This is a genomic window from Frankia sp. AgB32 (assembly GCF_023243045.1).
Taxonomy (GTDB): domain Bacteria; phylum Actinomycetota; class Actinomycetes; order Frankiales; family Frankiaceae; genus Frankia.
The window spans coordinates 11,233-36,467 of record NZ_JALKFX010000094.1; the positions used below are offsets into that span (position 1 = coordinate 11,233).

General features: G+C 71.2%; 16 protein-coding genes, 1 pseudogene and 1 riboswitch. Of the genes and pseudogenes, 7 read left to right on the forward strand and 10 right to left on the reverse strand.

Features of this window, described 5'->3' with window-relative positions:
* The 4 genes and pseudogenes from MXD60_RS22005 to MXD60_RS22020 all read right to left on the reverse strand — a co-directional run.
* Positions 1-385, reverse strand: a pseudogene (locus tag MXD60_RS22005) (hypothetical protein); the annotation flags it as partial.
* A gap of 22 nt (positions 386-407) precedes the next feature.
* The gene (locus tag MXD60_RS22010; RefSeq protein ID WP_248821235.1) at positions 408-1,421 is read right to left on the reverse strand and encodes a glutamate ABC transporter substrate-binding protein; all 1,014 of its coding nucleotides are present in this window, start codon (positions 1,419-1,421) and stop codon (positions 408-410) included.
* On the reverse strand, positions 1,418-2,692 hold the full coding sequence (locus MXD60_RS22015) for a GlnX family signal transduction membrane protein (protein WP_248821236.1): 1,275 nt from the start codon (positions 2,690-2,692) through the stop codon (positions 1,418-1,420). The genes MXD60_RS22010 and MXD60_RS22015 overlap by 4 nt, the downstream gene beginning before the upstream one ends.
* 260 nt (positions 2,693-2,952) lie before the next feature.
* Entirely contained in the window at positions 2,953-5,148 is a 2,196-nt protein-coding gene (locus tag MXD60_RS22020) for a TIR domain-containing protein (protein WP_308222565.1), read from the reverse strand.
* On the opposite strand from MXD60_RS22020, the gene MXD60_RS22025 reads away from it, so the two are divergent.
* Positions 5,095-6,534, forward strand: a complete 1,440-nt coding sequence (locus tag MXD60_RS22025; RefSeq protein ID WP_248821238.1) for a toll/interleukin-1 receptor domain-containing protein — start codon at positions 5,095-5,097, stop codon at positions 6,532-6,534. The genes MXD60_RS22020 and MXD60_RS22025 overlap by 54 nt on opposite strands.
* A 6-nt stretch (positions 6,535-6,540) precedes the next feature.
* Here the strand turns inward: MXD60_RS22025 and thiC are convergent, their stop codons facing one another.
* The 3 genes from thiC to MXD60_RS22040 all read right to left on the reverse strand — a co-directional run bounded on the left by thiC (position 6,541) and on the right by MXD60_RS22040 (position 12,173).
* Positions 6,541-8,301: a phosphomethylpyrimidine synthase ThiC gene (thiC, locus tag MXD60_RS22030; RefSeq protein WP_518468444.1), complete on the reverse strand. Its 1,761-nt coding sequence runs from the start codon at positions 8,299-8,301 to the stop codon at positions 6,541-6,543.
* Positions 8,294-8,401: riboswitch (TPP riboswitch) on the reverse strand. (Overlaps the previous gene by 8 nt.)
* A gap of 71 nt (positions 8,402-8,472) precedes the next feature.
* The gene (locus tag MXD60_RS22035; protein WP_518468446.1) at positions 8,473-10,161 is read right to left on the reverse strand and encodes an ATP-binding cassette domain-containing protein; all 1,689 of its coding nucleotides are present in this window, start codon (positions 10,159-10,161) and stop codon (positions 8,473-8,475) included.
* Positions 10,158-12,173 carry a branched-chain amino acid ABC transporter permease gene (locus tag MXD60_RS22040; protein ID WP_248821240.1) on the reverse strand — a complete coding sequence of 672 codons (2,016 nt, stop codon included), beginning with the start codon at positions 12,171-12,173 and terminating at the stop codon, positions 10,158-10,160. The genes MXD60_RS22035 and MXD60_RS22040 overlap by 4 nt, the downstream gene beginning before the upstream one ends.
* Before the next feature lie 167 nt (positions 12,174-12,340).
* On the opposite strand from MXD60_RS22040, the gene MXD60_RS22045 reads away from it, so the two are divergent.
* Entirely contained in the window at positions 12,341-13,579 is a 1,239-nt protein-coding gene (locus MXD60_RS22045; protein WP_248821241.1) for an ABC transporter substrate-binding protein, read from the forward strand.
* A gap of 79 nt (positions 13,580-13,658) precedes the next feature.
* On the opposite strand, the gene MXD60_RS22050 is transcribed toward MXD60_RS22045, so the two are convergent.
* Positions 13,659-15,575, reverse strand: coding sequence for an ABC transporter ATP-binding protein (locus tag MXD60_RS22050; protein WP_248821249.1), 1,917 nt, complete (start codon positions 15,573-15,575; stop codon positions 13,659-13,661).
* 35 nt (positions 15,576-15,610) lie between these two features.
* Entirely contained in the window at positions 15,611-17,344 is a 1,734-nt protein-coding gene (locus MXD60_RS22055) for an ABC transporter ATP-binding protein (protein WP_248821242.1), read from the reverse strand.
* 1,077 nt (positions 17,345-18,421) lie between these two features.
* Between MXD60_RS22055 and MXD60_RS22060 the strand changes: the two genes are divergently transcribed.
* Positions 18,422-19,291, forward strand: a complete 870-nt coding sequence (locus MXD60_RS22060) for a hypothetical protein (protein ID WP_248821243.1) — start codon at positions 18,422-18,424, stop codon at positions 19,289-19,291.
* A 120-nt stretch (positions 19,292-19,411) separates the two neighbouring features.
* Positions 19,412-19,828: a ferritin-like domain-containing protein gene (locus MXD60_RS22065; protein ID WP_248821244.1), complete on the forward strand. Its 417-nt coding sequence runs from the start codon at positions 19,412-19,414 to the stop codon at positions 19,826-19,828.
* 125 nt (positions 19,829-19,953) lie between these two features.
* Here MXD60_RS22065 and MXD60_RS22070 read toward each other — a convergent pair whose 3' ends face one another.
* Positions 19,954-20,343 carry a YccF domain-containing protein gene (locus tag MXD60_RS22070; protein WP_248821250.1) on the reverse strand — a complete coding sequence of 130 codons (390 nt, stop codon included), beginning with the start codon at positions 20,341-20,343 and terminating at the stop codon, positions 19,954-19,956.
* Positions 20,344-20,544: 201 nt separating this feature from the next.
* Here MXD60_RS22070 and MXD60_RS22075 point away from each other — a divergent pair, with 201 nt between their 5' ends.
* The 3 genes from MXD60_RS22075 to MXD60_RS22085 all read left to right on the forward strand — a co-directional run bounded on the left by MXD60_RS22075 (position 20,545) and on the right by MXD60_RS22085 (position 24,616).
* Positions 20,545-21,933, forward strand: coding sequence for a cystathionine beta-synthase (locus MXD60_RS22075; RefSeq protein WP_248821245.1), 1,389 nt, complete (start codon positions 20,545-20,547; stop codon positions 21,931-21,933).
* Positions 21,934-22,019: 86 nt separating this feature from the next.
* Complete coding sequence (locus tag MXD60_RS22080; protein WP_248821246.1) at positions 22,020-23,207, forward strand: cystathionine gamma-synthase; 1,188 nt, start codon at positions 22,020-22,022, stop codon at positions 23,205-23,207.
* A 419-nt stretch (positions 23,208-23,626) separates the two neighbouring features.
* Positions 23,627-24,616: a hypothetical protein gene (locus MXD60_RS22085; protein ID WP_248821247.1), complete on the forward strand. Its 990-nt coding sequence runs from the start codon at positions 23,627-23,629 to the stop codon at positions 24,614-24,616.
* The last annotated feature ends 619 nt before the right edge of the window (positions 24,617-25,235 follow it).

Here is a 25,235-nt window from a genome sequence, read left to right on the forward strand (position 1 = left end):
CCGCCTGGCCCCGCCCGCCGGCGGCCGGGGGGCCTGGGGCGGGGGGGGCGGGGGGGGGGGGGGGCGGCCGGGGGGGGGGGGCCCCCGTTCCGGCGGCGTCCAGCAGCGCGGCCACGTGCTCGCGTCGCCGGCCGGTCCGCCGGCCCGCGGTCGCGTCCACCTTCGCGAGCAGATCGAACAGCGTCAGGTAGCGCGCCCACAGCCAGGTCAGCCGGTCGAGCGCGACGGTGGCGCGGACGGCCGTCGCCCCGCTGCGACGGGCCGGGTCCAGCAGCGCCCGGCCCGGATGGGCATCGAGTTCGATCAGCGCGGCGGCGAGTTCCGTGGACACCTGCCGCAGGCGCGCGACGGAGGTGTCCACGCCGGACAGTCCCTCGGCGATCATCGTGTCAGTCCTGGTGTCACCCTCAGGGTCCGTCGCGGTAGCTCGGTGTCGGCGCGGCCGGGACCGGCCCCAGCTCCCCCAGCCAACGGGTGTAGATCCGCGCCCAGGTCCCGTCGGTGAAGATCCGGGCGAGCACGCCGTTGACGAACCGGGTGAACTCCGGGTGCGCGCGGCTGATGGCGATCGCGTCCGGCTCCTCCTCCAGCGACGGGCCGACGATGCTCAGGTGCGGGTCCTGCGCGATCATGCCGGCGAGCACGGAGTCGTCGCTGGACACCGCGTCGACCTTGCCCTGCTGGAGAGCGACCAGGCAGTCGGCGACGTTCGTCACCGGGTAGGCCTGCGGCCGGGACGAGCCCACGCCCTGCGAGATCCGTTGGATCGTGGTCGTCCCGGCCGCCGCGCACACCTTCTTCCCGCCGAGGTCGGCGAGGCTGCGGTAGGGCGAGCCGGTCTGGACCAGAATTTTCTGCTGCGCCTCGTAGTAGACGGAGGAGAAGTCGACCTGGGTCCGGCGCTGGCAGTTCACCGTCATCGTCGCGACGGCCATGTCGACCTGGTTGTCGCGGACGACGCCGATCCGCTCGGCGTTGTTGACGTTGCGCAGTCGTACATGGCCGTCGGAGCCGAACAGCGCCCGGCCGACCTCGCCCGCGATGTCGACGTCGAAGCCCTCCGTCTGCCCGGACAGCGCGTCGACCGACCCGAACGGCGGGACGTCGCCGAGCACCGCGACCCGCAGATAGCCGCGACGGACGATCTCCGCCATGAGGCTTCCCGCCGGCATCGCTCCCGGCGCCGGCTGGGACGCGGCTGGTCGCCAGCTCGCCCGCGCATCGGTGCAGCCCGGCGCCGAGCCCGCCGAATTCGGGGCCGCCGACGTCGGTGCCGGTGCCGGTGCCGGGTGCACGGTGGGCAGCTCCAGCGGGCGTGCCTCGGCGGGCACTCGGCTCGACACCGTCGAACAGGCCGTGACCAGCGCGGTGACGGCGACAAGGAGGCCGGCCAGACCGGCTCGGCGGGGAGCACGCGTCATCGAAAATCGTTGATTCTCGCTTGGTAGCCGGCGAGGATGCCGACCACGGCCAGGGCCAAAGCCACGCTGACCTCGGCCGCGAGACCGCCCAGCGCGTCGTCGGCGGAGGTCAGCCGGGTGTCGAACCGGCGCTGGCTGGTGGCGAGCGCGGTGTCGGCGGCGGTGTCGAAGCGGCGGAACGCCGTCGTGCCGTCCCCGAGGGCGAGGCCAACCGCGTTCTGGAAGCCGCCGAGGTCAGCCGCGTCGAAACGGATCCGCGCGGCGGTCGTCGCGTAGGCCGCCCAGTACCCGGGCAGCGGCGCGCGGGTCGCGGCGTCGGGGCCGCCGAGCCGGGCGGCCGCGGGCAGCACGCCGGAGCCGATCGCATGGCCCGACCGGTCGTAGCCGAGCCGGGCCGAGGCGGCGATGGCGTCGCTGTCCTGGTCCGCGCCGTCGCCGTGGGCGATCAGGGACAGGCTGCTGTCGCCCCAGGCCCGCAGCGCCAGCACCCGGGCCTGGGCGACGAGCGTCATCGGCACGAAACCGCCGTCACGCCCGTCGAGGAGCCGGGATCGCTGCGCCGACAACGCCGACAGGGTCAGCCCGAAGGCGACGGCCGTCACCACCGTCGCCGCCACCAGCGCAACGTTCAGATACCGGTGGGTGCGCCGGGCCAGCACCACCTGCGCGACGACCAGACCGCCCAGGGCGAGCAGCCCGGTGAGAGTGACCAGTACCGGCTGCCACCAGTACGTCGCCCGACGGTAGCCGTCGTCGATCCGGTCCGCCTCCGCCGCCGCCAGCCGGTCGGCCGCCGGGAGGATCACGGTCTGCATGAGGGTCGAGGCCTGCCGCAGGTAGGCGCCGCCCACCGCGAACCCGAGCCGATTGTCCGCCCGGGCCTGGTCCACGAGGCCCGAGTACACCGGAATCTGACTGGCCAGCGTCGTCAGCTCGTCCTGCGTGGACGCGGTCCCCCGAGCCCTCGCCAACGTCAGGACCTGCGTGGATGCCTGGGCGAGACTGTGCTGATAGGCCCGGCGCTGGGCGACCGGCTCGACGCCGCCGGCCAGGAACGCGGCGGCGGCGCTGGCGTCGGCCTCCGACAGGTCCGCGTGCACCCGCTGCGCCGCGAGGAACCCCGGCCCCGCCGTGCCCCGGACGACGTCGACGGCATGCTGCCGGGCGACCGTCGTCGCGAACGCCGTCAACCACAGCAGCACGATCGCCACCACGAGGCCGATCGAGACCAGCCGCAGCCGCCCCGGCGGGGTGGCCGCCCGGCGCCGCACCCAGCCGCCGACCCTCCACTGCGGCCGGCGCCGGCCAGCTGCCGAGGCCGGCGGGACCGACGCCGACGAGCCAGGTCCGCTCGACGTCGATGGCAGCGCGCCTCCGCCGGGCGCACCCGACGGAGGCAGCGACGTCGCGCTGGGGGGCGACACCGTTACGGAAGCCACATCGGGCAGCGTAGGGCGACAGTTCGGCCGCCACCCACGCAAGTCAACTTCCCGACGTCGGCCTGTTCGACCGCGGCCGCGGCATCCCTCTGTCAGGTGCCCGGAGGTTCAGGACTGGGCGGTGGCTCGAGCAGCAGGGTCAGTTCCCCCGCGATGGTGGCCAGTACCTCCTCCGCCGCCTCTCCGTCGAGGGCGTTCAGGGTGCGACCGCCAGGATTCGCGTGCTTGTAGCGGTTCAGGTCCGGCATCGTCGGGAACTGGCTGGCACTCACCAGGATCGGGATGATCCGGCAGCCTCCCGCGGCGGCGGCGGCGATCAGCTGGGGAAGTTCGACGGTGCGAATGAAGGTCGAATCCAGGAAGTCGGCGCTCACCAGCAGGACCGCGATCCGCGCCGCGTCCAGGGCGACCTCGATGCGCGCCTGCCAGTCATCGCCGAGGCTGATGCGCCGATCCGACCAGACATCGAGCAGGCCAGCCCGCTCGAGCGGGCTGAGGTGCACCACCAGCCGCTCCAGCCAGCGGCTGTCCCGGTGGCTATAGCAGATGAAGGCGGACTGCCGACGTGCCACCTGGTGCTTACCGGCGGCGGCCCGCATCGCGGCACGGTCCAGATTCCGCAGGTAGAACCCAAGTTGCGGGTCGTCCGTGCTCAGCCGGCTGCTTCGGGCATCGTAGTGGAACAGCCGCCCGAGCTCGGTGCCGGGGGCAAACCGGTCGGCCGCATCGGCGAACACCCGCGTCAGCGTCGCGGTCAGCTCCGGTCGACGCTGGCAGACATCCCTCACCACGATCGACCCGTCCGACGATGCGGCGAGGTCGTTGAGCAACGCGATACAGGCGGTCTCCTCGGGGCCGTCCAGCCCGGCGAAGGTGTCGACCGCGGACTTGAAGTGCTGCAGCTGGCGCATCGCCCAGGCGCGGGCGGTCTGGAGATCCAGCCGCACCACTGTCGGCAGCTCGCCGGGCATTGTCTCCTCGACCCGGCTCAGCGCGGCCGCCGCCTTGCACAACGACTGCGCTGTGGCGAGACTCCCGCCGGCGGCATCGACCAGGTCGGACCTGGCCTCGAAACGGATGTTGAGCACCCGCTCGCCCTTGGTGATCAGGCTGAGAATCTGGTCGTAGGTGGCGGATCCCAGACTGAACACCTGGAGGCGAGGACCGATGTCGTAGCTCAGCGACATGAGGGCCCGGCCGGTATCCGGGATGCCCACCACGACGATCTTGCTGGTGTCGTCCTCCGAGTCGGCGAGTAGTTTCATGCGGTCCACCAGCGTCCGCTGGACGTCCAGCGGCAGCCGGTGAAAGTCGTCCACCGCGATGACACCGGTGAGGTCGGCGTCGGAAAGCGCCCCCAGCCGGGCGACATCATGCGGGCTTCGGGCGGTGAAGGTCCGCAACCGACCCAGCCGCAGCTCCTCATGCCGCATCGCCCACTGCAGCAGCGTGGTCTTGCCGATTCCGGCCGGTCCCTCCAGCACGACGCCGACCCCCGGGGAACGCAGCGCGACCCGGAAGTCGACGTAGTCGATGGGCTCCACGAACGTGAGAGCAGGAACGCCCACAGAGCGAAAGACCCGCTCCAGGGGCACGATCGGCCGCCTCTCCGGCTCCGGTGCCGCGCGGCCCTCAGCGGCGGCAGCGGCGCGGACGACGCCCAGGATCCGGTCCCGGGCCGCCCGTTCATCCAGCCCGACCAGATCAATCACGTCCGCGGTCGCCGGCGCCGCCGGCACCGCACAGTCGTCAAGGCGGATCAGCAACTGCCGGACGGGCGCGTCCGGCAGTCCCAGAACTGCCTGCCATTCACCCTGTCCGTGCAGGGAGCGCAGATAGGCCCTGGAAAACAGCACGACAACGCCGCTGCCCGAACGCAGGCCCACCCGAAAGGCTCGGTCCCAGTTCTCGGTAGTGCTGAACAAATCGCGCGAGAGAACGCTGAACCCGGCCTCCTCCACCTGCCACGCAATCCACTCCGCCCAGACAGCATCCGCCTGGGCGTGCGAGAGCAGGAAGTCTCGTCCCGGCGACAGGCCACCGGCCGGGCCTCTGACAGTTGGCGTATTCCCCCCGGGCACACCGACGATTGTGCCACCCGGCCGCTCGTTCCATTCCACCGCTCCGCTGCCACGTACGATCAGCGGAGATGGTCTGGCCGGGCGAATCGTGGTGCCCGGCGCGGGCCGTCGTGCTGTTCTCTGCCGAGGTGACCAGACTTTTTCGGGGGACCCGTGACGGATCGGCTGAGCGAGAACGAGGTGGCAGCCCTCGCGACCGCGTTCCACCGCGCGAGCCAGGCCGCTCAGCTGCTCGAGCGGGCCGGGATCGACCGGTCCCGGCAACCGTCCTGGACGGGGCAGTCCTCACTGGAATTCTGGCAGGAGATCGACAATCTGCTCAGCCTTGGCATCCTGGTCGACGGCCGGCGACGGATCCTTGACGTTGCCAGCAGGGCCTATCCTGCCAACCGGATCTTCGCTGCCGCTGCGGGCCTGGCCGTGGCCCGGGACGGCGGAACCAGCGCCGACAACGGACGCCGGGCCTCATCGCGCCCGCCGGCCGGCACCCGGCCGCAGCCGGGCCCGGGGCTGTTCCTCGCCGTCGATCCGGTACGGATCAGCCCGGCCGGCTCGCTGGCGCCAGTCGACTGGCAGGCTGGCCTTCGCGAGATTCTTGAGCGGGCCACCGAGAGGTGCGGGCTGCCTCCCGGCGCACTTCGCTCGCAGGAACGCGGCGCTGGACTGCTCAGCGTGATCCACGGCGGCGTGTCACCAGCGGTTGTGGTCGCCGATCTTGTGCGCGAGCTGGTACGCATGATGACGGCCCACAACGGCGCGCGTGCTGCCGCCGACCGGATCCGGCTGCGACTGGGGCTGTATCTCGACAGCGCCACGATCGATGAGGCCGCGGGCGCGGATTTTGGGAGATCAGCCGCGGTGGCGGCCGTCCGCCTGGCCGACGCCCCGGCAGTCGGTCGTCTACTACTCGAGTCGCGCGCCGCCGATGTGGCCGTGATTGTTTCGTCGTCCCTGTTCGAGTCGACCGTTCGCCCCGGGTTGCGAGGGCTCGACCCGGCGGAGTTCCACCCCGTCGACGTCCATATCCCGAGTGGCGGTCACGACCAGACGGCCTGGGTGGGGTTGCCCGGTTCAAGAACAGCGTTCGACGACACGCCGTCGCTCACCCCCGATCTCCCCGAAGCCGCGAGCGGCATCAGAAGCTGGGACTTCATTGTCTCCGTCGCCAGCGAGGACGACGGCTGGGGCCAGTGGCTCGCCTGGGAGCTGGAGAGCAACGGCCACTATGTGCACCTCCAGGCCTGGGTCGTGGCCGGAGAGCACTGGGTGCACCAGCTGGACACGGCGATCAGAAACTCCAGGCGGATGGTCATCGTGCTCACCGAGAACTACCTGCGGGCACCGCGGGTGCAGGCCGAGTGGGCGACGGTGTGGGACACCGACCGGGCCGGGGTGAACCGCCGGCTCATACCGGTGCGGGTCGAGGAGTGCCGGCCGGAGGGCCTGCTGCGCGGCATCGCGTACATCGACCTTGTCGGACTGGACGACGACGCGGCGAAGGCCACCTTGCGGCGCGGGCTCGAAGCGTCCCTGTCGGGGCGTTTCCGCCCCGACACACCGCCCCCGTTTCCCGGCCCGCGCCGCCGTAGCTGAGATCCCTCAGGGCTGGGCAGGCGGGAGATGCTGAGCCGGCGGGAGATGCTGAGCCGGCGGGAGATGCTGGGCGAGCGGGAGGTACAGCCGGTTGCCGCCGGCGGTGAACTCCTCGGCCTTCGCGCGCAGGCCGTCCTCGATCACCTCCGCGGCGGCCGTTTCGTCGCCGCCATCGCCCGACCGGGCCCGCACCTGGTGGGACAGCTTCATCGAGCAGAAGTGCGGGCCGCACATCGAACAGAAATGCGCCGATTTCGCGGCGGGTGCCGGCAGGGTCTCGTCGTGGTAGGCGCGGGCGGTGTCCGGATCGAGGGCCAGGTGGAACTGGTCCTCCCAACGGAACTCGAACCGCGCGTCCGACAGGGCGTCATCCCATGCCTGGGCGCCGGGATGCCCCTTGGCCAGGTCGGCGGCGTGCGCGGCGATCTTGTAGGCGATGACGCCGGCCTTGACGTCGTCCCGGTCGGGCAGGCCGAGGTGTTCCTTCGGGGTGACGTAGCAGAGCATCGCGGTGCCGTGCCAGCCGATCACGGCCGCGCCGATCGCCGAGGTGATGTGGTCGTAGCCGGGTGCGATGTCGGTGGTCAGCGGCCCGAGTGTGTAGAAGGGGGCGTCGTGGCAGATCTCCCGCTGGAGCCGCACGTTTTCCTCGACCCGGTGCAGCGGCACATGTCCCGGGCCCTCCACCATCACCTGGACGTCGTGCTCCCAGGCGATCCGGGTCAGCTCCCCGAGGGTGGCCAGCTCCGCGAGCTGCGCCTCGTCATTGGCGTCGGAGACGGACCCGGGCCGCAGGCCGTCACCGAGGGAGAACGTGACGTCGTACGCCGCCAGAATCTCGCAGAGCTCCGTGAAGTGGGTGTAGAGAAAGTTCTCCTCGTGATGGGCAAGGCACCAGGCCGCGAGGATGGAACCGCCGCGCGAGACGATCCCGGTCCGGCGCCGCGCGGTCAGCGGGATGTACCGCAGCAGCACCCCGGCGTGCACCGTCATGTAGTCGACGCCCTGTTCGCACTGGCGGATAACCGTGTCCCGGTAGACCTCCCAGGTGAGTTCCTCCGGGCGCCCGCCCACCTGCTCCAGGGCCTCGTAGATCGGCACCGTGCCAACCGGGACGGGGGCGTTGCGCAGGATCCACTCGCGCGTGCGGTGAATGTCCGCGCCGGTGGACAGGTCCATGACCGCGTCAGCGCCCCAACGCGTTGCCCACACCATCTTCTCGACCTCCTCCTCGATGGAGGAGGTCACGGCTGAATTGCCGAGATTCGCGTTTATCTTCACCAGAAAGGCGCGGCCGATCGCCATCGGTTCCAGCTCGGAATGGTTGACGTTCGCGGGCAGCACGGCCCGACCGGCCGCGATCTCGGCCCGCACCGCCTCGGCCGGCAGTCCCTCCCGCACGGCGACGAACTCCATCTCGCGGGTGATTTCTCCGCGCCGCGCATAGGCGAGCTGGGTGACAGCACCCCTCCCGGGCGCCGCGCGGCGGGCGCCCCGGACGCCGCCGCTCACGGTGTCACCGCGGGCGGCCGTCCAGCCGGCCCGCAGCGGTGGCAGGCCACGGCGCACGTCGATGTCGACGTCCGGATCGGTGTAGGGACCGGACGTGTCGTACAGCACGACGGTGTCGCCGGTGCTGAGCACGACCTCCCGCATCGGCACCCGCAGGTCACCGTCAGGGCCGGCGAGCCAGGTGCGCCGGCTGCCCGCCAACGGCCCGGTGGAGACAGGGGTGGATGGCGGCGGTGAAACAGACAATGAAGACACCGTATGAACTCCCTACGCCGGCATTACCCGGACAGGTTCTGCGGTCGGCGGCCCCAGCCGCCCTCTCAGCCCCTCGTTCGGAGCTCCCGCGCTTTGTTGTTCCCGCTCGCACCAGCGTAGGCCGACGCGGGAGGTCACGCCCCGGGATCCGGGAATGCCGCGGATTCCCGGCTACCCGCGCGGCGGCTCGTCGGCGGGAGCGGAGGGAACAGCCGCGCCGAGATAGCTCGCTTCGAGGAGATCGGGCCGGGCCGCGAGCTCCGCGGCGGAGGCGGACAGGGCGATCCGGCCCCGGTCCAGGACGTAACCGCGGTCGGCCACCCGCAACGCGATCGCGGCGAACTGCTCGACGAGCAGCACCCCCGTGGACGTCTCCGCGGCGATCGTTCGCAGCAGTTCGAGCAGCTGGGGCGCCACCCCCGGGGCAAGTCCGAAGGACAGCTCGTCGACCAGCAGCAGCCTCGGCCGGCGCACCAGCGCGACGGCCAGCGCGAGGCGCTGGCGCTCACCGCCGGACAGCTCCCCCGCCGCCCGGTCGAGCAGCGGACCGAGCGGCGGGAACCAGCCCAGCACCCGCTCGATCTCGCCCCGGTTCTGCCGCCCGGCGGCCAGTTTCAGGTTCTCCCGAACCGTCAGCCGCCCGAGCGCGCCACGTCCCTGCGGGACGACCGCCAACCCGCGACGCGCCAGCACACTCGGCCGGACCCGCCGGGTCCAGTCGCCGAGCAGCGCGATCCGACCGGCGCTGGCCGGCACCAGTCCGGCCGCGGTACGGATCAGCGTCGTCTTACCGGCCCCGTTCGCGCCCAGCAGCGCCACGATCTCGCCGGCCCGCACGGTCAGGGAGACGTCCCGCAGCACAGGGCCCTCGTTGTAGCCACTGGTGACCCCCTCAAACACCAGCAGGTCGCCGCCGGGCTCGGACGCGGACCGGCCCGCCGGATCCGACGGGGACTCGCGCGGCCGGATTTCGACCGGCTGGGTCTCGACCGGCCGCGGCCCATGCTGCTGGGCCGACGCCGAGGACGCCGACGCCGAGGACGCCGAGGACTCGTCCGGTTCGCCGAGGTAGGCCGCGCGGACGGCGGGGTCGGAGCGGACCTGCGCGGGCTGGCCGCGGGCTACGATTCGGCCGCTGTCCAGAACAAGAACATGATCACAGATGTCGAGGACAAGCTGCACGTCGTGGTCCACCAGCAGTACGGCAACGCCGCTGCCGGCAGCGCCTCGCACGCGGGCGGCCAGCTCGTGCCGGTCCGCCGGGTCGAGCCCCGCCGCCGGCTCGTCCAGCAGCAGCACCTTCGGGGCGCCGATCAGGGCTCGACCGAGGGCGACGGCGGCCCGCTCGTCGTGCGTCAGCGTCGCGGGCAGCCGGTCGGCGATCTGTGCCAACCCCAGCGGGCGGAGATCCGGCGTGGTCGCGGACGCCGCGCTGGCGGACCGGGACCGCGGTCCGGACGGAGGCCGGCGTCGATGCCCGCCGCTGGTCGCCCGCGCCGCCGGCACGCTCGCGTCATGACGTCCACCGGCGGTGGCACGCCGGCCCGTGCGCGCGACGACGGCGAGGTTCTCGGCGACCTCCAGGCTGTCGAAGAGTTCCAGCGCCTGGAAGGTACGGGCGAGTCCCAGCCGCTGCCGCTCGTGCGCGGGCAGGTCGGTCAGGGCGACACCACCGAGGTTGACACTGCCCGCGAAGATCGTCGCGAAGCCGGTGAGGGCGTCGATCAGGGTCGTCTTGCCCGCGCCGTTCGGCCCGATGAGCCCGGTGACGGTGCCGGCCTCGAGCCGGAACGAGACGTCCTCGATGATGCGGCTGCGGCCCTGCCCGGCGGCGAGCATGTCCACCGACAGAACGCTCACGGTGTGCTCCCCGGCTCCGCGTGGTGCGGGACGAGCCGCGACCGGTCCTCGGCGCCCGGGCGCTGCGGGCCGGACGGTGGGTCACCGAGCTGGGGCGCCTCGGCCTTCGCGCCCCACGGCCCGCGGACGGATCGGTGGACGAGGCCGGCGGGCCGCAGCACGGCCAGCGCGATCACGGCGAGGCCGCAGAGGAGCTGCTGGTACCGGCCCAGCCCGAACGCCCGGTCCAGCAGGGTGAACGCCAGCCCGCCCGGCACCAGCAGGCCCGCGACGAGCGCGCCGGCGACGCTGGTCACCCCGCCGACCGCGGCGATCGCGAGGAAGAACAGCGACGCCGTCACACCGAAGGAGTCGAACGACAGCCGGCCCTGGCCGTACCCGATGAGGCAGCCGCCGAGGCCGGCGAGCGCGGCGGACAGGGTGAAGGCGACCGCCCGGGTGCGGCGTACGTCGATACCGGCGGCGGCCGCCGCCCGCTCGTTCGCCCGGACCGCGAGCATCTGCCGGCCGGGTCCCGCCGTCCGCAGCCTGGCCACGCCGTAGCCACAGGCGGCCAGCACCGTCAGCGCCAGCAACCCGAACTGGACCCGGGGGAAGCCCGCGCCGGCGATCCCCAGATCCACGCCGAACAGCGTCGGGCCCGGCACCGACGAGCCCCTGAGCCCCCCGGTGATCAGCGGATTGCCGAACACCGCCTCCTGGAGGGCGACACCCGCCACGAGCGTGATCAACGCCAGGTCGACCCCGCGCAGGCGCCGGGCGGCGAAGCTGAGCAGCAGCCCGGCGGCGGCCGCCGCGACGGTGGCGAGCACCGGCGCGATCGGGAACGGCACACCGAGCTCGCCCTCCAGCCGGGCCAGCAGGAACCCGGCCACCCCGGCCAGCGTCATCTGGGCCAGGGAAAGCTGACCGACGTAGCCGGTGAGCACCACGAACGACAAACACACCACCGCGCCGGCGAGGCTGCGTTCCAACCCGAGCCGGTACGCGCCGCTGAGCGCGAACAGCGCGACCACCCCGACGGGCACGCCGATCAGCAGCCCGGCAAGGGGGCTGCGCGGCGGCGCGACGACGGGCAGCGGCGCGGACACCACGGCGCTGGCGGACCGGCCGGGAAGCAGCGCCCCGCGCCGGGCGGCCACCACCACAACCATGATCATCGGAAGCAGCGCACGCAGGCCTGGCTGGTTGAGCCAGCTGACGTCCTGCTGCAGCGGCAGCAGCAGTCCCTGCGCGACGCCGATGGCCAGCGCGCCGAGGAAGGTCAGGCCGAACGAGGACACCCCGCCGAGCAGCGCGGCGGCGAGCGCCGGCACGACGAGGAGCGAATAGCCCGTCGGGTTCAGCGAACTGATCGGGGCGACGAGGATGCCGGCGACGGCCGCGAGCACCGCCGCGAGCATCCAGTTCGCCGCCGCGATCAGGGTCGGCCGCCGGCCGAGCAGTGCCGTCGTCTCCTCGTCGTCGGCAACCGCCCTGGTCGCCAGGCCGAACGCGGTCCAGCGGGACATCGCCCACAGCGCCACCGCGGCGAGCGCGACGATCCCGGCCAGGAGCAGCCGGTCGCGCGGCACGGTGACCCCGAGCAGGTGCACCGCCTTCTGTGGCAGCACCGGCTGCAGGAACCGGTTGTCCGCGCCGAACTGGATCACTGCCACGGCCTGCAGCGCGATAGTGAGTCCGACCGCGGCGACCACCGTCATCATCGGTTGGGCCCGGCGCAGCGGGCGGAACACCACGAGATACACCGCCAGCGACAGCAGAGCGGCCATGGTGAGCGAGACGCCGAATGCCAACGGAAACGACGGGGTGTCGGAAAGATGAATTCGGGGTGGCACGCCGACGACCGGGAGCACGAGATCCCCGACCTCACGAAGTTCGGCGTACTGATAGGTCGCGTACATTGCGATCGCACCATGTGCGATGTTGATGACGCCGGACGCACGATACGTGAGCACGAGACCCAGACCCAGCGCCGCGTACACGGCGCCCGGGCCCAGGCCCAGCAGCATAGCTGCCACATAGGCGGTCACGAGGCTCCCACGCAGATGTCCAGCATCGAGGTCAACCGTTGCACGAGGTCTGGAAGTGCGGACGCGTGGTCACCGCATCACTCCAGTCCCGCCAGTCGGCGGTCTCATTCCGGTTCCGGGTGAGATGGAGTGTAGCTTGACCGCCCGTGAGACAAGCTTCCCGCGTCCTCCTCGCGTTCTCCGTCGCCCTCACCGTCGCCCTGGCAGGCGTCGGGTGCACGAGCCAGCGCGGTGGCTCATCAGGCGACGCCACCCCTGGCAGCGCTACGACGAGTCACCTGACCGGGCCGCCGCTGACGCTCGGCTTCGTCACGGTCGAAGGCAGCACTCTTGGGTCATATCCGGAGACCCGGGTCGCCGCCCAGGCGGCGGTAAACCGGGTGAACACCGCTCTCGGCGGGGTGGGTGGGCGGCCGCTGCGGCTGGTCACCTGCGCCACCGACGGCTCGCCGGAATCCTCCCAGAACTGCGCCAACCGGCTGGTCGCGGAAAAGCCGGTCGCGGTCGTCGGCGGCGTCGACTTCGGCACCCAGGCCGCGATGCCGATTTACGAGTCGGCACACATCCCCTACGTCACCGGATCACCACAGCTCAGTGGTGAGCTCGACTCCAAGAATGCCTTCGCACTGTCCGGCGGCTCCGTGGCGGAACTCCTCGGAATCACGAACTACCTGACCGCCACGAAGCACGTTCACAGTGTGCACGCGCTGTATGTCGACCTGCCGGGCCTGCTGACCGCGGCGATCCAGGGTTCGCAGAACATTTTCCATAAGAAGGGCGTTTCGGACGTCAAGCTGATCGCGGAGAAGTCCGACGCGGCCGACTTCGCGCCGGCGCTCACCCAGGCCGCGGCCGGCAACCCGGACGCGATCATCGTCGTCTTCCAGGCCGCGGCGTGCGCCCGGATCGTGCAGGCGGCGGCCGCGCTGAACGTCCACAGTGACATCTACCTGATCGGCGCCTGCGCCACCCCGGCGGTGCCACAGGCGGCGGGCGGCCAGACCGACAACCTCTACTTCGCCTCCAGCTACCTGCCGGTCGGGACCACCGGCGGCGACGCGGATGCCGCCGCGTTCCGCGCGGCGCTGAAGCCCAACGACCGCACCTCGGCATCGCAGGGGGCCTTCTCGACCGTGCTCAACCTGCGGACCCTGCTGGCCCGCCTGCCCCAGCCCACGGCGGACAGCCTGACCACCGCACTGCGCGCCACGCACGACGAGCCGAACATCATGGCCCACCCGTACACCTGCGACGGCAAGCAGCTCACGATCTTCCCCGCGGTCTGCAACAGCGCGGTACGGCTGCTGCAGTGGCGGAGCGGCTCCTTCGCCGATGTGACCGGCACCTGGCAGGACGGACGCGACCTGCTCAGCCTGATCGGCTGACCGGACACCCACCAGGCCGGGCGCCGGGTGCGCGTCGATGACCGCACCCGGTGCCCCGCCGAAACCGCGAGGCCGGGGCTCAGACCTCCGCCACGGCCTGGGCGAACTGCGACTGGTACAGCCGCGCGTAGGCCCCGCCCGCGGCGAGCAGCTCGGTGTGGTCACCCTGCTCGACGATCGCGCCCTTCTCCATCACCAGGATCGTGTCCGCGTCCCGGATCGTCGAGAGCCGATGGGCGATGACGAAGGCCGTCCGCCCGGCCCGCAGCTTCGACATCGCCTGCTGGATGAGCACCTCGGTCCGCGTGTCCACCGAGCTGGTGGCCTCGTCGAGAACGAGGATCAGCGGCTGGACCAGGAACGCCCGGGCGATCGTGATCAGCTGCTTCTCCCCGGCGCTGATCCCGCTCCCCTCGTCGTCGAGCACCGTGTCGTAGCCGGCGGGCAGGGTGCGGACGAACCGGTCGACATGAGCGGCCTGCGCCGCGGCCATGATCTGCCCGCGGGTCGCCCTCTCGGCACCGTAGGCGATGTTGTCGGCGATGGTGCCGCCGAAGAGCCAGGTGTCCTGCAGCACCATGCCGATCTGTGCCCGCAGCTGGTCGCGCGGCATCGAGGCGATGTCGACGCCGTCGAGGGTGATCTGGCCGGCCGTGACGTCGTAGAAGCGCATCAACAAGTTGATCAGCGTCGTCTTGCCGGCACCGGTGGGACCGACGATCGCGACGGTGTGGCCGGGCTCGGCCACCAGGGACAGATCCTCGATCAGCGGCCGGTCCGGCTTGTAGCGGAAGTCGACGTGCTCGAAGGCGACCCGGCCACGCACCGTCAGCTCGCTCGCGGCCAGCTCGGCCGGGTCGGCGTTCTGCTCCGCGGTGTCCAGCAGCTCGAACACGCGCTCGGCCGACGCCACCCCGGACTGCAGCAGGTTCGCCATGCTCGCGACCTGCGAGATCGGCTGGCTGAACTGCCGCGAGTACTGGATGAACGCCTGGACGTCGCCGATCGACAGCGCGCCGGAGGCAACTCGCAGCCCACCGACCACGGCCACCACGACGTAGTTGAGGTTGCCGATGAACATCATCGCCGGCTGCATGATCCCGGAGATGGACTGTGCCCGCCAGCTCGCCTCGTAGAGCTGCTCGTTGTACTCCCGGAAGGTCTGCGCCGACTCCTCCTGGCGACCGAAGGCCCGCACCAGCGTGTGCCCCGTGTACATCTCCTCGATGTGCGCGTTGAGCCGGCCGGTGTAGCGCCACTGGGAGACGAACTGGGGCTGGGCCAGCCGGCCGAGCCGCGCCGCCACGAACATCGACGCCGGCACCGTCACCACCGCGACGATCGCCAGCAACCAGGAGATCCAGATCATCATCGACAGCACGCCGACGATGGTCAGCGTCGAGACGACCAGCTGGGAGATCGTCTGCTGGAGGCTCTGGCCGAGGTTGTCGATGTCGTTGGTGACCCGGCTGAGCACCTCCCCGCGGGCCTGCCCGTCGAAGTAGCGGATGGGCAGCCGGGAGATCTTCTGCTGCACGTCGGTACGCAGCTTGCCGACGACCCGCTGGATCGCCAGGTTCGTCAGCCGCGCCTGCGCCACTCCGCAGATTCCCGACACCAGGTAGATCACGGCGACCAGCAGCAGCACCCGACCGATGGCGTGGAAGTCCATCCCGTGGCCGGGCTGGACCTTCATGGCCGCGAGCAGGTTGGCCTGGGTGCCGTGCCCCTGGGCCCGCAACTGCGCGACGGCCTGCGCCTGCGTCACGCCGGCCGGCACCCGGCGGTTGAACACCCCTTCGAGGACGAGGTCCGTCGCGTGCCCGAGCAGCCGCGGCCCGGTCACGTTCAGCGCAACGGACACCATCGCCAGCAGGACGGCGGCGCCCAGCACCGCCCGCTGGGGCCGCAGCAGGCCCAGCAGGCGACGGGCCGAGCCACCGAAGTCGGCCGACTTCTCGACGTGGCCGCTCATGAACCGCGCCGGGCCCGGCATCGGGGCGGGCGGGCGGCGCGGTGCAGACGCCGTGGTCACGCGGCCTCCTGCTCGGTGAGCTGCGACAGGACAATCTCGCGATAGGTCTGGTTGTCCGCCATCAGCTGATGGTGGGTTCCCCGCCCGACCACCTCGCCGCCTTCCAGCACGATGATCTGGTCGGCGTCACGGATCGTCGACACCCGCTGGGCGACGATGACGACGGTCGCCTCGGCCGTCTCCTGCGCCAGCGCCGCGCGCAGCCGGGCGTCGGTGGCGTAGTCCAGCGCGGAGAAGGAGTCGTCGAACAGGTAGATCTCCGGGCGGTGGACCAGCACCCGGGCGATGGCGAGGCGCTGGCGCTGGCCGCCGGAGACGTTGGTGCCGCCCTGCGCGATCGGGCTGTCGAGCCCGTCCGGCATCGCCTCGACGAACTGCCTGGCCTGCGCGATCTCCAGCGCCCGCCAGAGTTCCTCATCCGTGGCGTCCGGGTTGCCGTAACGCAGGTTCGAGGCGATCGTCCCGGTGAACAGATACGGCCGCTGCGGCACGATGCCGACGGTGCGGGCCAGCAGCGCCGGGTCGATCTCGCGGACGTCGACGCCGTCGACGAGCACGCTGCCCTCGGTCGCCTCGGCGATCCGCGGAATGAGCCCGAGCAGGGTGGTCTTCCCACTGCCCGTGCTGCCGATGACCGCCGTGGTCCGGCCGGGGCCGGCGACCAGATCGACGTCGCAAAGCACCGGGACCTCCGCACCGGGATAACGGAAGCCCACGTCCCGCAGCTCCAGCCGACCGTGGCCGTGCAGCGCACGCACCGGACTGGCCGGCGGCACCAGCGACGACTCCGTCGACATCACCTCCTGGATGCGTTCGGCGCACACCTCCGCCCGCGGAATCATCATGAACATGAAGGTCGCCATCATCACCGACACGAGGATCTGCATGAGGTAGCTGAGGAACGCCGTCAGCGCACCGATCTGCATCTCCCCCGAGTCGATCCGGTGCGACCCGAACCAGAGCACCGCGACGGTGGAGAAGTTCACGACGGTGAGCACGAGGGGGAACATCAGCGCCATCAGCCGGCCGAAGCGCAGCGAGACATCGGTCAGGTCGACGTTGGCGACATCGAAACGGCGGCGCTCGTGATCGTCACGCACGAAGGCGCGGATCACCCGCAGGCCGGTGAGCTGCTCGCGCAGGATTCGGTTGACCGTGTCCAGCCGTTCCTGCATACCGCGCCCCAGCGGGCGCATCCGCCGCACGATCAGCGCGACGACAGCCAGCAGGACCGGCACGATCCCGACCAGCAGCAGCGACAGCCTGGCATCCTGGTTCACCGCCAGGATGATCCCGCCGAGACACATGATCGGTGCCGAGACCATCAGCGTGAAGGACAGCAGGACCAGCATCTGTACCTGCTGGACGTCGTTCGTCGCCCGGGTGATGAGGGAGGGCGCACCGAAGCTGCCCACCTCCCGCGCCGAGAACGCCTGTACCCGGTCGAACACCGCGGCCCGCATGTCCCGACCAACGGCCATCGCCGTGCGGGCACCGAACAACACCGCCACGCCTGCGCTGCCGAGCTGCACCACGCTGACCGCAAGCATGATCGCGCCGATGCGCAGGATGTAGTCGGTGTCGCCGGTGATGACGCCGTGATCGATGATGTCGGCGTTCAGGGTCGGCAGGTACAGCATGCCGAGCGTCGACACGAGTTGCAGTGCCACCAGGGCCGCGATCTGGCCGCTGTAGCGCCCCAGATGCCCCCGCAGTAGTTGGATGAGCATACGGTCCTCTCTGCTGCGCGGTCGCGAGGCTGGTCAGCCGGCCGCCGCGACGACATGACGATCCCACCGGCGGCCACGAGCAGCGCGGGTTCTCGTGCTGGCGGCCCGGATCCGCGCAACGCACCGTAGCCGATGCAGCACGAACAACCGAAGGCGCCAGCCGGCAACACGGTGGCCCGCAGGGTCGCCTAAGGAACCATATGGCTTGAACCTGACGTGAGGTCAAGGCGATTTCGATCGGATCTGGCGGTCTTGGCGAGAGGGTTAGCCAGGGCCGGAAATTCCGGCCAGTTCGCCAAGCATGTTCGGCCGCCGGTGGAACCGAACCCGGCGCGCGGCAAGACATGGGCCCGCCAGCGGCAGCGGACCGGGCCATCGGCGTACACATCGTGCCGCAACGGACAACTCGCCGCGCGGCCGGTCACCCCGGCAAGACACCCGACTCCCAACCACACCGCCGCAGGCCCACTCGGCCGGGCCGCCGCCGCGCCGGTCCGCCCACCCGGAACACCCCGACCACGAGACCGCGGGATCCACGGGACAAGTCAGGACTTCGCACCCCACGGATCCGGGCCGAATTCATCGCCGAATTCACGCGCCACAAATAACATGACCTATGCCTGGACACCGGCCGCGAAAACCACCCGTGGACGGATGGTTTGATGAGCGCCGTCCTCGCCGCGACGGCGCGGCCCAGGTCGGACCCGCGCGGACCAGCGCCCATGCGGACAGCTACTACGCACCGGCACCCACACATCCCCCGAACTCCTGCCGAGTGTTGGTCAGGCGACGAACAGCCGACGGACAGGCGCGAACACAGGATATTCCAGTCAGGAAGGTCCGTGGCCGCACAGTTGACACCGGCGACGCTTCCGCGTACTCGTAGTTGCGCGTCCACCGGTCCGTTACAGAAAGGAACCGATAGTGTCGGTGCGAGCTTCGCGTCCGCGAAATGGCCAGGTCGTCAAGTCGGGCGACCGCCGGACCGCGATGAACGGCAGTGACGTCACGACACCGGCGAAGATCGGTGCCAGTTCGCGCCCAGGGGCACCACCACGACGATCGGACGGCACGCCGATGACTCTTTCCGGAGCCCGACCCCGCGGACCCAGACCCGAACTGGAGAACAAGACCCAGCTCAAGCTCCTTCAGCATCTGCATGCGCTCAATCGTCCCTACCGGGTGAGCTACGAGATGGTCGTCTGCAAAGTCTGGTCCGACCATGACGATGGCAAGATCCGGCGGGCCCGTGCCCGCGATCTGAGCCGCCAGTTCCGCGGCGAGAAACAGATCGAGTGGGAAGTCATCGAAAACTACGTCGAGTTGCTGTTCCCGGACGACCAGACCCAGCGCGCGGCCCACCTCGACCGGTGTCGGCCGCTGCACCACGATGCGTTCGGCTCCACTCCGGCCCAGGACGACCCTGGCCCTGGCCCCGGCGAGGTTGATCCGGCCTATGTCGCCGAACTGGAACGGCAACTCGCCGAGACCCGTACCCGAGCCGCCTTCGCCACCGCCCTGTTGGTGATCGTCCGCTCGGAGAACGCCGTACTGCGCGGTCGGCACGCGTCGTTCGGCTGGTTCCGGTCCCGCGGTGAGATCGAGGAGGCCGAGTGCGCCGATCCGGCGACCGCGCCGATCCGGCGACCGGGCGACGGCCACCACCACCAATGGGGCAGTCGACCCCTGGTCGCCCTGACGGACCTGATCGGTGAACAGCTGCCGGTCACTGGCCGGCAGCTGGGCAACCCCAGGCCGCGCGTCGCCGCACCGCGAGTAGCCATGCCGGCGGCAGCGGACGCCACCGCCCGGCGCCCCCCGGACCCCGCACGCCTGCCCACGGGGCCCGAGGTCGTCCGCTCCCGCCGTGGCGGCCGGGCCGGCGCCGCCGAGCCGGACATCCTCACCGCGGGCCCGGAGCGCAGACGGCGCGGCGGCGGCCACTGAGCTCCGGCGCCCGAAACAGCGCGAGACGTCTCGAGCCGGCATGACAGCGTCGAGAACGGGCATCCCGCTCAGACCGGCTGGACCCCTCCGGCCGGAAACACCTGCGGGAGGACGCGCGGCATGGATCAGGAGACGTTCGTCAAGCTGCTCAACGAGGATCTCAGCTCGGAGTACCAGTCGATCATCCAGTACATCCAGCACGGCGCCACCTTCACGGGACCGGAGTTTCTCGCGGTCGCCGACGAGATCCGGCGCCATCTGCCCCAGGAGCTCGCCCACGCCCAGGTCCTCGCCGAGCAGATCTCGTTCCTCGGCGGCACCCCGACCAGCGATGTGTCCACGGTGCGTCCGGCAAGCGGCGCGCAGGACGCACTGCTCGCCGACCTCCGGCTGGAGTCCGAGCAGCTCGGCCGCTACCGCGAACGCTTCGGTCAGGCCGCCGAGCTGGGGCTGGCCGATGTCGCGGAGGCGCTGCGCCCCCTGCTCGCGCAGACCCAGGAACACGTCCGCGATCTGCAGACCGCGCTGGGCCGCTGAAGGCGCCTGCGGCGCCGGGCCGCCAGGGCCGGCCCGGTCTCGATGGTCTGCCCAGCAGGGCTGGACAGGCCGTTCGAGTCCGGGCCGGGCGAAGGCGGTGCCGCCGGGGCGGGGCCGCCGGTCGGTCAGCGGAAGGCCGGCTCGTCGGTGGACACGATCTCCTTGCCCAGCGGCATCAGCGATACCGGGATCAGCTTGAAGTTCGCCAGGCCGAGCGGGATCCCGATGATCGTCAGGCAGAGCGCCACCCCGGTGGTGAGATGCCCGAGGGCCAGCCACCAGCCGGCGAAGATGATCCAGAGGACGTTGCCGATGAGCGAGGCGCCGCCCGCGTCCGGACGGTCCACCACCTTCCGGCCGAACGGCCACAGCGCGAAGCTGGCCATCCGCAGTGACGCGATGCCGAAGGGGATCGTGATGATGAGAATGAAACACACCAGTGCCGCGAGGGTGTAGCCGATGGCGAGCCAAAACCCACACAGAACCAGCCAGATGACGTTGAGCACCAATCGCATGACCCGCTCGTCCCTCCCTCGCGCCGACCCGGACGGCGACGCGGCGTCGCCCATGTTTGTCCTACCCCGCCGGTTGAGTGTTCATGAATCGTCGACCGGCCGGCAGACCGGGCCATGACTCGCTACCGTCGACGGCGGCGGTTCCGTTCGGTGCGCGGGGGCGTCACGCCCCGCCACGTCGGCTGATGGGTGGAGACCGGTATGCAGGTGTTCGACCATGTCATCGACCTCGTCGGCGACACCCCGCTGGTCCGGCTCACCCCGGGGATCGACCAGACGCCGGCGCCGGTGCTGGGCAAGCTGGAGTACCTCAATCCCGGCGGGTCGGTGAAGGACCGGGTGGCGCTGGCGATGGTCGCCGCCGCCGAGGAGGCCGGCGAGCTTCGCCCGGGTGGCACCATCATCGAACCGACCAGTGGCAACACCGGCGTCGGTCTCGCGCTGGTCGCGGCGCGGCAGGGCTACCGCTGCGTGTTCACCATGCCCGACAAGATCAGCGAGGAGAAGCGGGCGGTCCTGCGGGCCTACGGAGCGGAGGTCGTCGTCTGCCCGACGGCGGTCGCGCCCGATGATCCCCGCTCGTACTACGAGGTCGCCCGCCGGCTGGTGCGCGAGACCCCCGGCGGCTGGAGCCCGGACCAGTACTCCAATCCCCACAACCCGGCGGCGCACCGGGCCACCACCGGCCCGGAGATCTGGCAGGCCACCGAGGGCCGGGTCACCCACTTCGTGGCCGGGATCGGCACCGGCGGCACGATCAGCGGCGTGGGCCGGTACCTCAAGGAGGTCTCCGGCGGCACCGTCCAGATCATCGGCGCGGACCCGGAGGGTTCGGTCTACTCGGGCGGCAGTGGCCGGCCGTACCTGGTGGAGGGGGTCGGTGAGGACATCTGGCCGGCCACCTACGACAAGTCGGTGGTCGACCGGGTCGAGGCGGTCAGCGACCGCGACTCCTTCCTGATGACCCGCGAGCTGGCGCGCCGCTGTGGGCTGCTGGTCGGCGGCTCGTGCGGCCTCGCGGTGGTCGCGGCCCTGCGGGTCGCCCGCGAGCTCACCGCGGACGACGTCGTCGTCGTGCTGCTGCCGGACTCGGGCCGCGGCTACCTCTCGAAGATCTTCAACGACGACTGGATGTACGAGTACGGCTTCCTGGAGCCCCCGGCGAACGGCCCCACCGTGGCCGACGCCCTGCGGCACAAGTCCGAGCAGACCAGCGGGCCGCCGGACCTGGTGCACGTCCATCCGACCGAGACGGTCGGCGCGGCCATCTCCTACCTGCGGGAGTACAACGTCTCGCAGATGCCGGTGGTGCGGCACGAGCCGCCGCTGCGGGCGGCCGAGGTCGCCGGTTCGGTGATCGAGCGGCACCTGCTGGCCGCCGTGTTCGCCGACCGGTCCGCGGTGGGCGCGCCGGTGACCGACCACCTGTCACCGCCGCTGCCGACGGTCGGGATCGGCGAGCCGCTGGCCCGGATCGTCCCGGTGCTCGGCGACGAGCCGGCGGTCCTGGTGCACGACGACGGCAATCCCGTCGGCATCCTCACCCGGTCCGACCTGCTCAGTTTCCTGTCCACCACGCCGTCGGTCTGAGCCGGCCGCGACCGGCGGGCGGACGGTGTCGGCGCGGGCCGCGTGCCCCGCCGCCCGCCGACCCGGGGTGGCCGTAGCGTGGCGGCATGGTTGACGAGCAGCTCGCCGACGGCTTCGAGACGATCGCGATCCACGTCGGTCAGGAGCCCGACCCGCTGACCGGGGCGGTGGTCGTACCCATCCATCTGTCGTCGACGTTCATCCAGGACGGTGTCGGCGGTCTGCGTGCCGGCTACGAGTACTCCCGGTCCGGCAATCCGACCCGGACCGCCCTGGAGACCAGCATCGCCGCGCTGGAGGGAGGCCGGGAAGGCCTGGCCTTCTCCTCCGGCATGGCGGCTACCGACACCCTGTGCCGGACGGTGTGCCGCCCCGGCGACCACGTCGTTCTGCCCGCCGACGCCTATGGCGGCACCTACCGGCTCATCGCCCGCGTACTCGGCGCGTGGGGGGTGGAGCACACCAGCGTCGACCTCACCGACCTGGCGGCCACCCGGGCCGCGATCCGCCCGGGCGTGACCCGCCTGGTGTGGTGCGAGACGCCGACGAACCCGCTGCTGACGATCGCCGACATCGCCGCCCTCGCCGACCTCGCCCACGACGCGGACGCCCTGCTCGCGGTGGACAACACCTTCGCCTCGCCCTACCTGCAGCGGCCGCTGACCCTGGGCGCCGATGCCGTCGTGCACTCGACCACGAAGTACCTCGGCGGCCACAGCGACGTCGTGGGCGGGGCGCTCGTCGTCAACGACGCGGACCTCGCCGACCGGTTGCGGTTCCTGCAGAACGCGGCCGGCGCCGTGCCCAGCCCGTTCGACTGCTGGCTGGTCCTGCGGGGAATCCGGACCCTCGGAGTTCGGATGGACCGGCACTGCGCGAACGCCCGCCACCTCGCCGACCTGCTGGTGGCTCATCCGGCTGTCGATATGGTCCGTTACCCGGGACTACCCGGTCATCCCGGGTATCCGGTGGCGGTGAAACAGATGCGGGACTTCGGCGGAATGGTCTCGTTCACGGTGCGGGCGGGCTCTGCGACCGCGCTCGCGGTGTGCGGGCGGACCAGGCTGTTCACGCTGGCCGAGTCGCTGGGTGGCGTGGAGAGCCTGATCGAGCATCCGGCCAGCATGACGCATGCGTCGGTCGCGGACTCCCCGCTCGCGGTGCCGGCGGAACTGGTGCGGCTGTCGGTCGGGATCGAATCGGTGGACGACCTGGCCGCCGATCTGCGGGCGGCCCTTGACGGGCTGCCGGCCGCCGCGGCGGACCGCGGGTAGACGCTCCATCCGGACCGGGCGGTAAGCGGCAGGTCGGTACGCGTCGGCCTGTTTGTCATCTTACGAGGGTTGCCGGCGGGAACGTACGCCCGCCGCGCCCACTTTCGCCTTGATGGCGCCTCGACCGGTGATGCTCCGCGCGGTGAACGCCACCCCCAGGTCGCCTTAACGGGACGATCTGATCCGAAATGACCACTCTCGGGCCAGCCCGGATAGGCCGCCTTCTCCACCGACCCTCCACAGCGGCCGGGAATGGCACACGAAAGGTCCGACCCCAACGTCTGGCCGACATAACGATGCTTAAACGGTTATCGTTGTCTTACTGCGTTGGGATCCCGGGCGGAGAACATCATGGTTGCACGTGCGGTTACGTGGGACACGTGCCCGGTCCGCCAGGCCGTGACCGTCAGGAGTACCGCATGGACGCCTCGACGGACCGTCGCGCGCTGCTCATCGCGGGGACGATCACCTGTGCCCTCGGCGCGGTCGGGGCAAGCGAGGTGACCGCGGTGACGGCAGACAGCCGCACAGCCCTCAACCAGGTCGAGTCCGCCCTCGGGACGCTCGCGCGCCGCTGGGAGACCACCTCCCCGGCCGAGCTCATCCAACGCCTCGACGTCCTGCAGCGGCACGCCCACACCATCGGGCGCTGGCGGCTCGGCCCGGAACTGCGCCGGGACTGGTTACGCACGCACGGCCGAATCCTGCTCGTGACCTCGGTGGCGCAGCGGGACAACGGCCTGCCCGGCCAGGCAACCACCTCGGCGCGGGCGGCCCTGGTCGTCGCGAAGCAGGTCGGGGACGCCACGACCGCCGCCCATGCCGGCGTGGTGCTGGCCGAGCTCGCGGCCTACTCCTTCCAGAGCACGGGAGACGGTCTGCGGCTCGCGCGGGCCGCCCGCGCGACGGCCCCGCACACGCATGCCGCGGTCCTCGCGATCACCACCGAGGCACACATCATGGCGGCCCGCGACATGCCGACGGACGACATCGTCGCCGCGTTGCACGCCGCGGACTCGATCGCCGCGAAACTGCCCGCCGGGCCGGCGGGATACAGCCTGGACGGGATTCATCCCGGCTATCTGCCGACCTTCGGCGGCGCGGCGCTGGTGGCGGCCGGGGCATTGGACGAGGGGCAGCAGCGGCTGGTCGAGGCGGCCCACCTGTTTGGCCGTTCCAGGTCCTCGGGAGCGCTCGCCGCTGTCCGGCTCTACCAGGCCTCGGCAGCGCTGCGCGGACGGGATCTGGACGAGGCGGAAATCCTGGCGACGAGGGCTCTGGCCGCCTGCGCTGTGCGGCCGAGCGCGTGGCTGTCGGATGGAATTCTCACTCTCGCCCGTCGGGCCAGAGGCCATGGCGCGGACTGGTCGGGCCTGGTCGCGCAGGCGCGGGAATGGTCACCGGCGTGACCACCGCCCGGTAGTTCGCCGACGGATGACCTGAATATCGGGTGCGCCGCCCCGACTGCTGAACAGCCGGGTTCGCCCCCCCGGCCACGCCGGCGGGTGCGGACCGGGAGCGCCGCCGCGGAAAATGCTTCGAAACCGCGCACGACGTGTCGCCGAGGACGCGGTTCTCCACGGCCGACGAGCGTACCCATCAGCGACAGCGCGACCCCGACAACCGCCAGAACGGCGACGAAAGACAAAAAGTACAGGACATCGGAATGGTGGAAGACGGCCGCCGTCCGGACGTCAAGCGGCCTTGAAGGTGCAATGTTAGGCACGATCGGCAACGGGGGCGGAGTGGCCCGCGCGACCACGGGAACAGGAATGGACACGGCGACACGTTATCGGCCGGCAGACAATGGCGGCCGGGGGGACGCGACCAAGAACACGACACTGCCGACACACACGAACAATCAGCTTCCCGAAGACACGGAAGATCCATAGATAGTAAGATGAATCACAAAGGGCTCGTGGATCCACGGCAGCGCGCTGCCGGAGGGCGTCAGGCCGAAGCCCGCCTCGGCGCCGCCCCGCCCCCGGGGCGCCCCCCCCTCGCCCCCGGGGCCTGGGGACCCGGGCC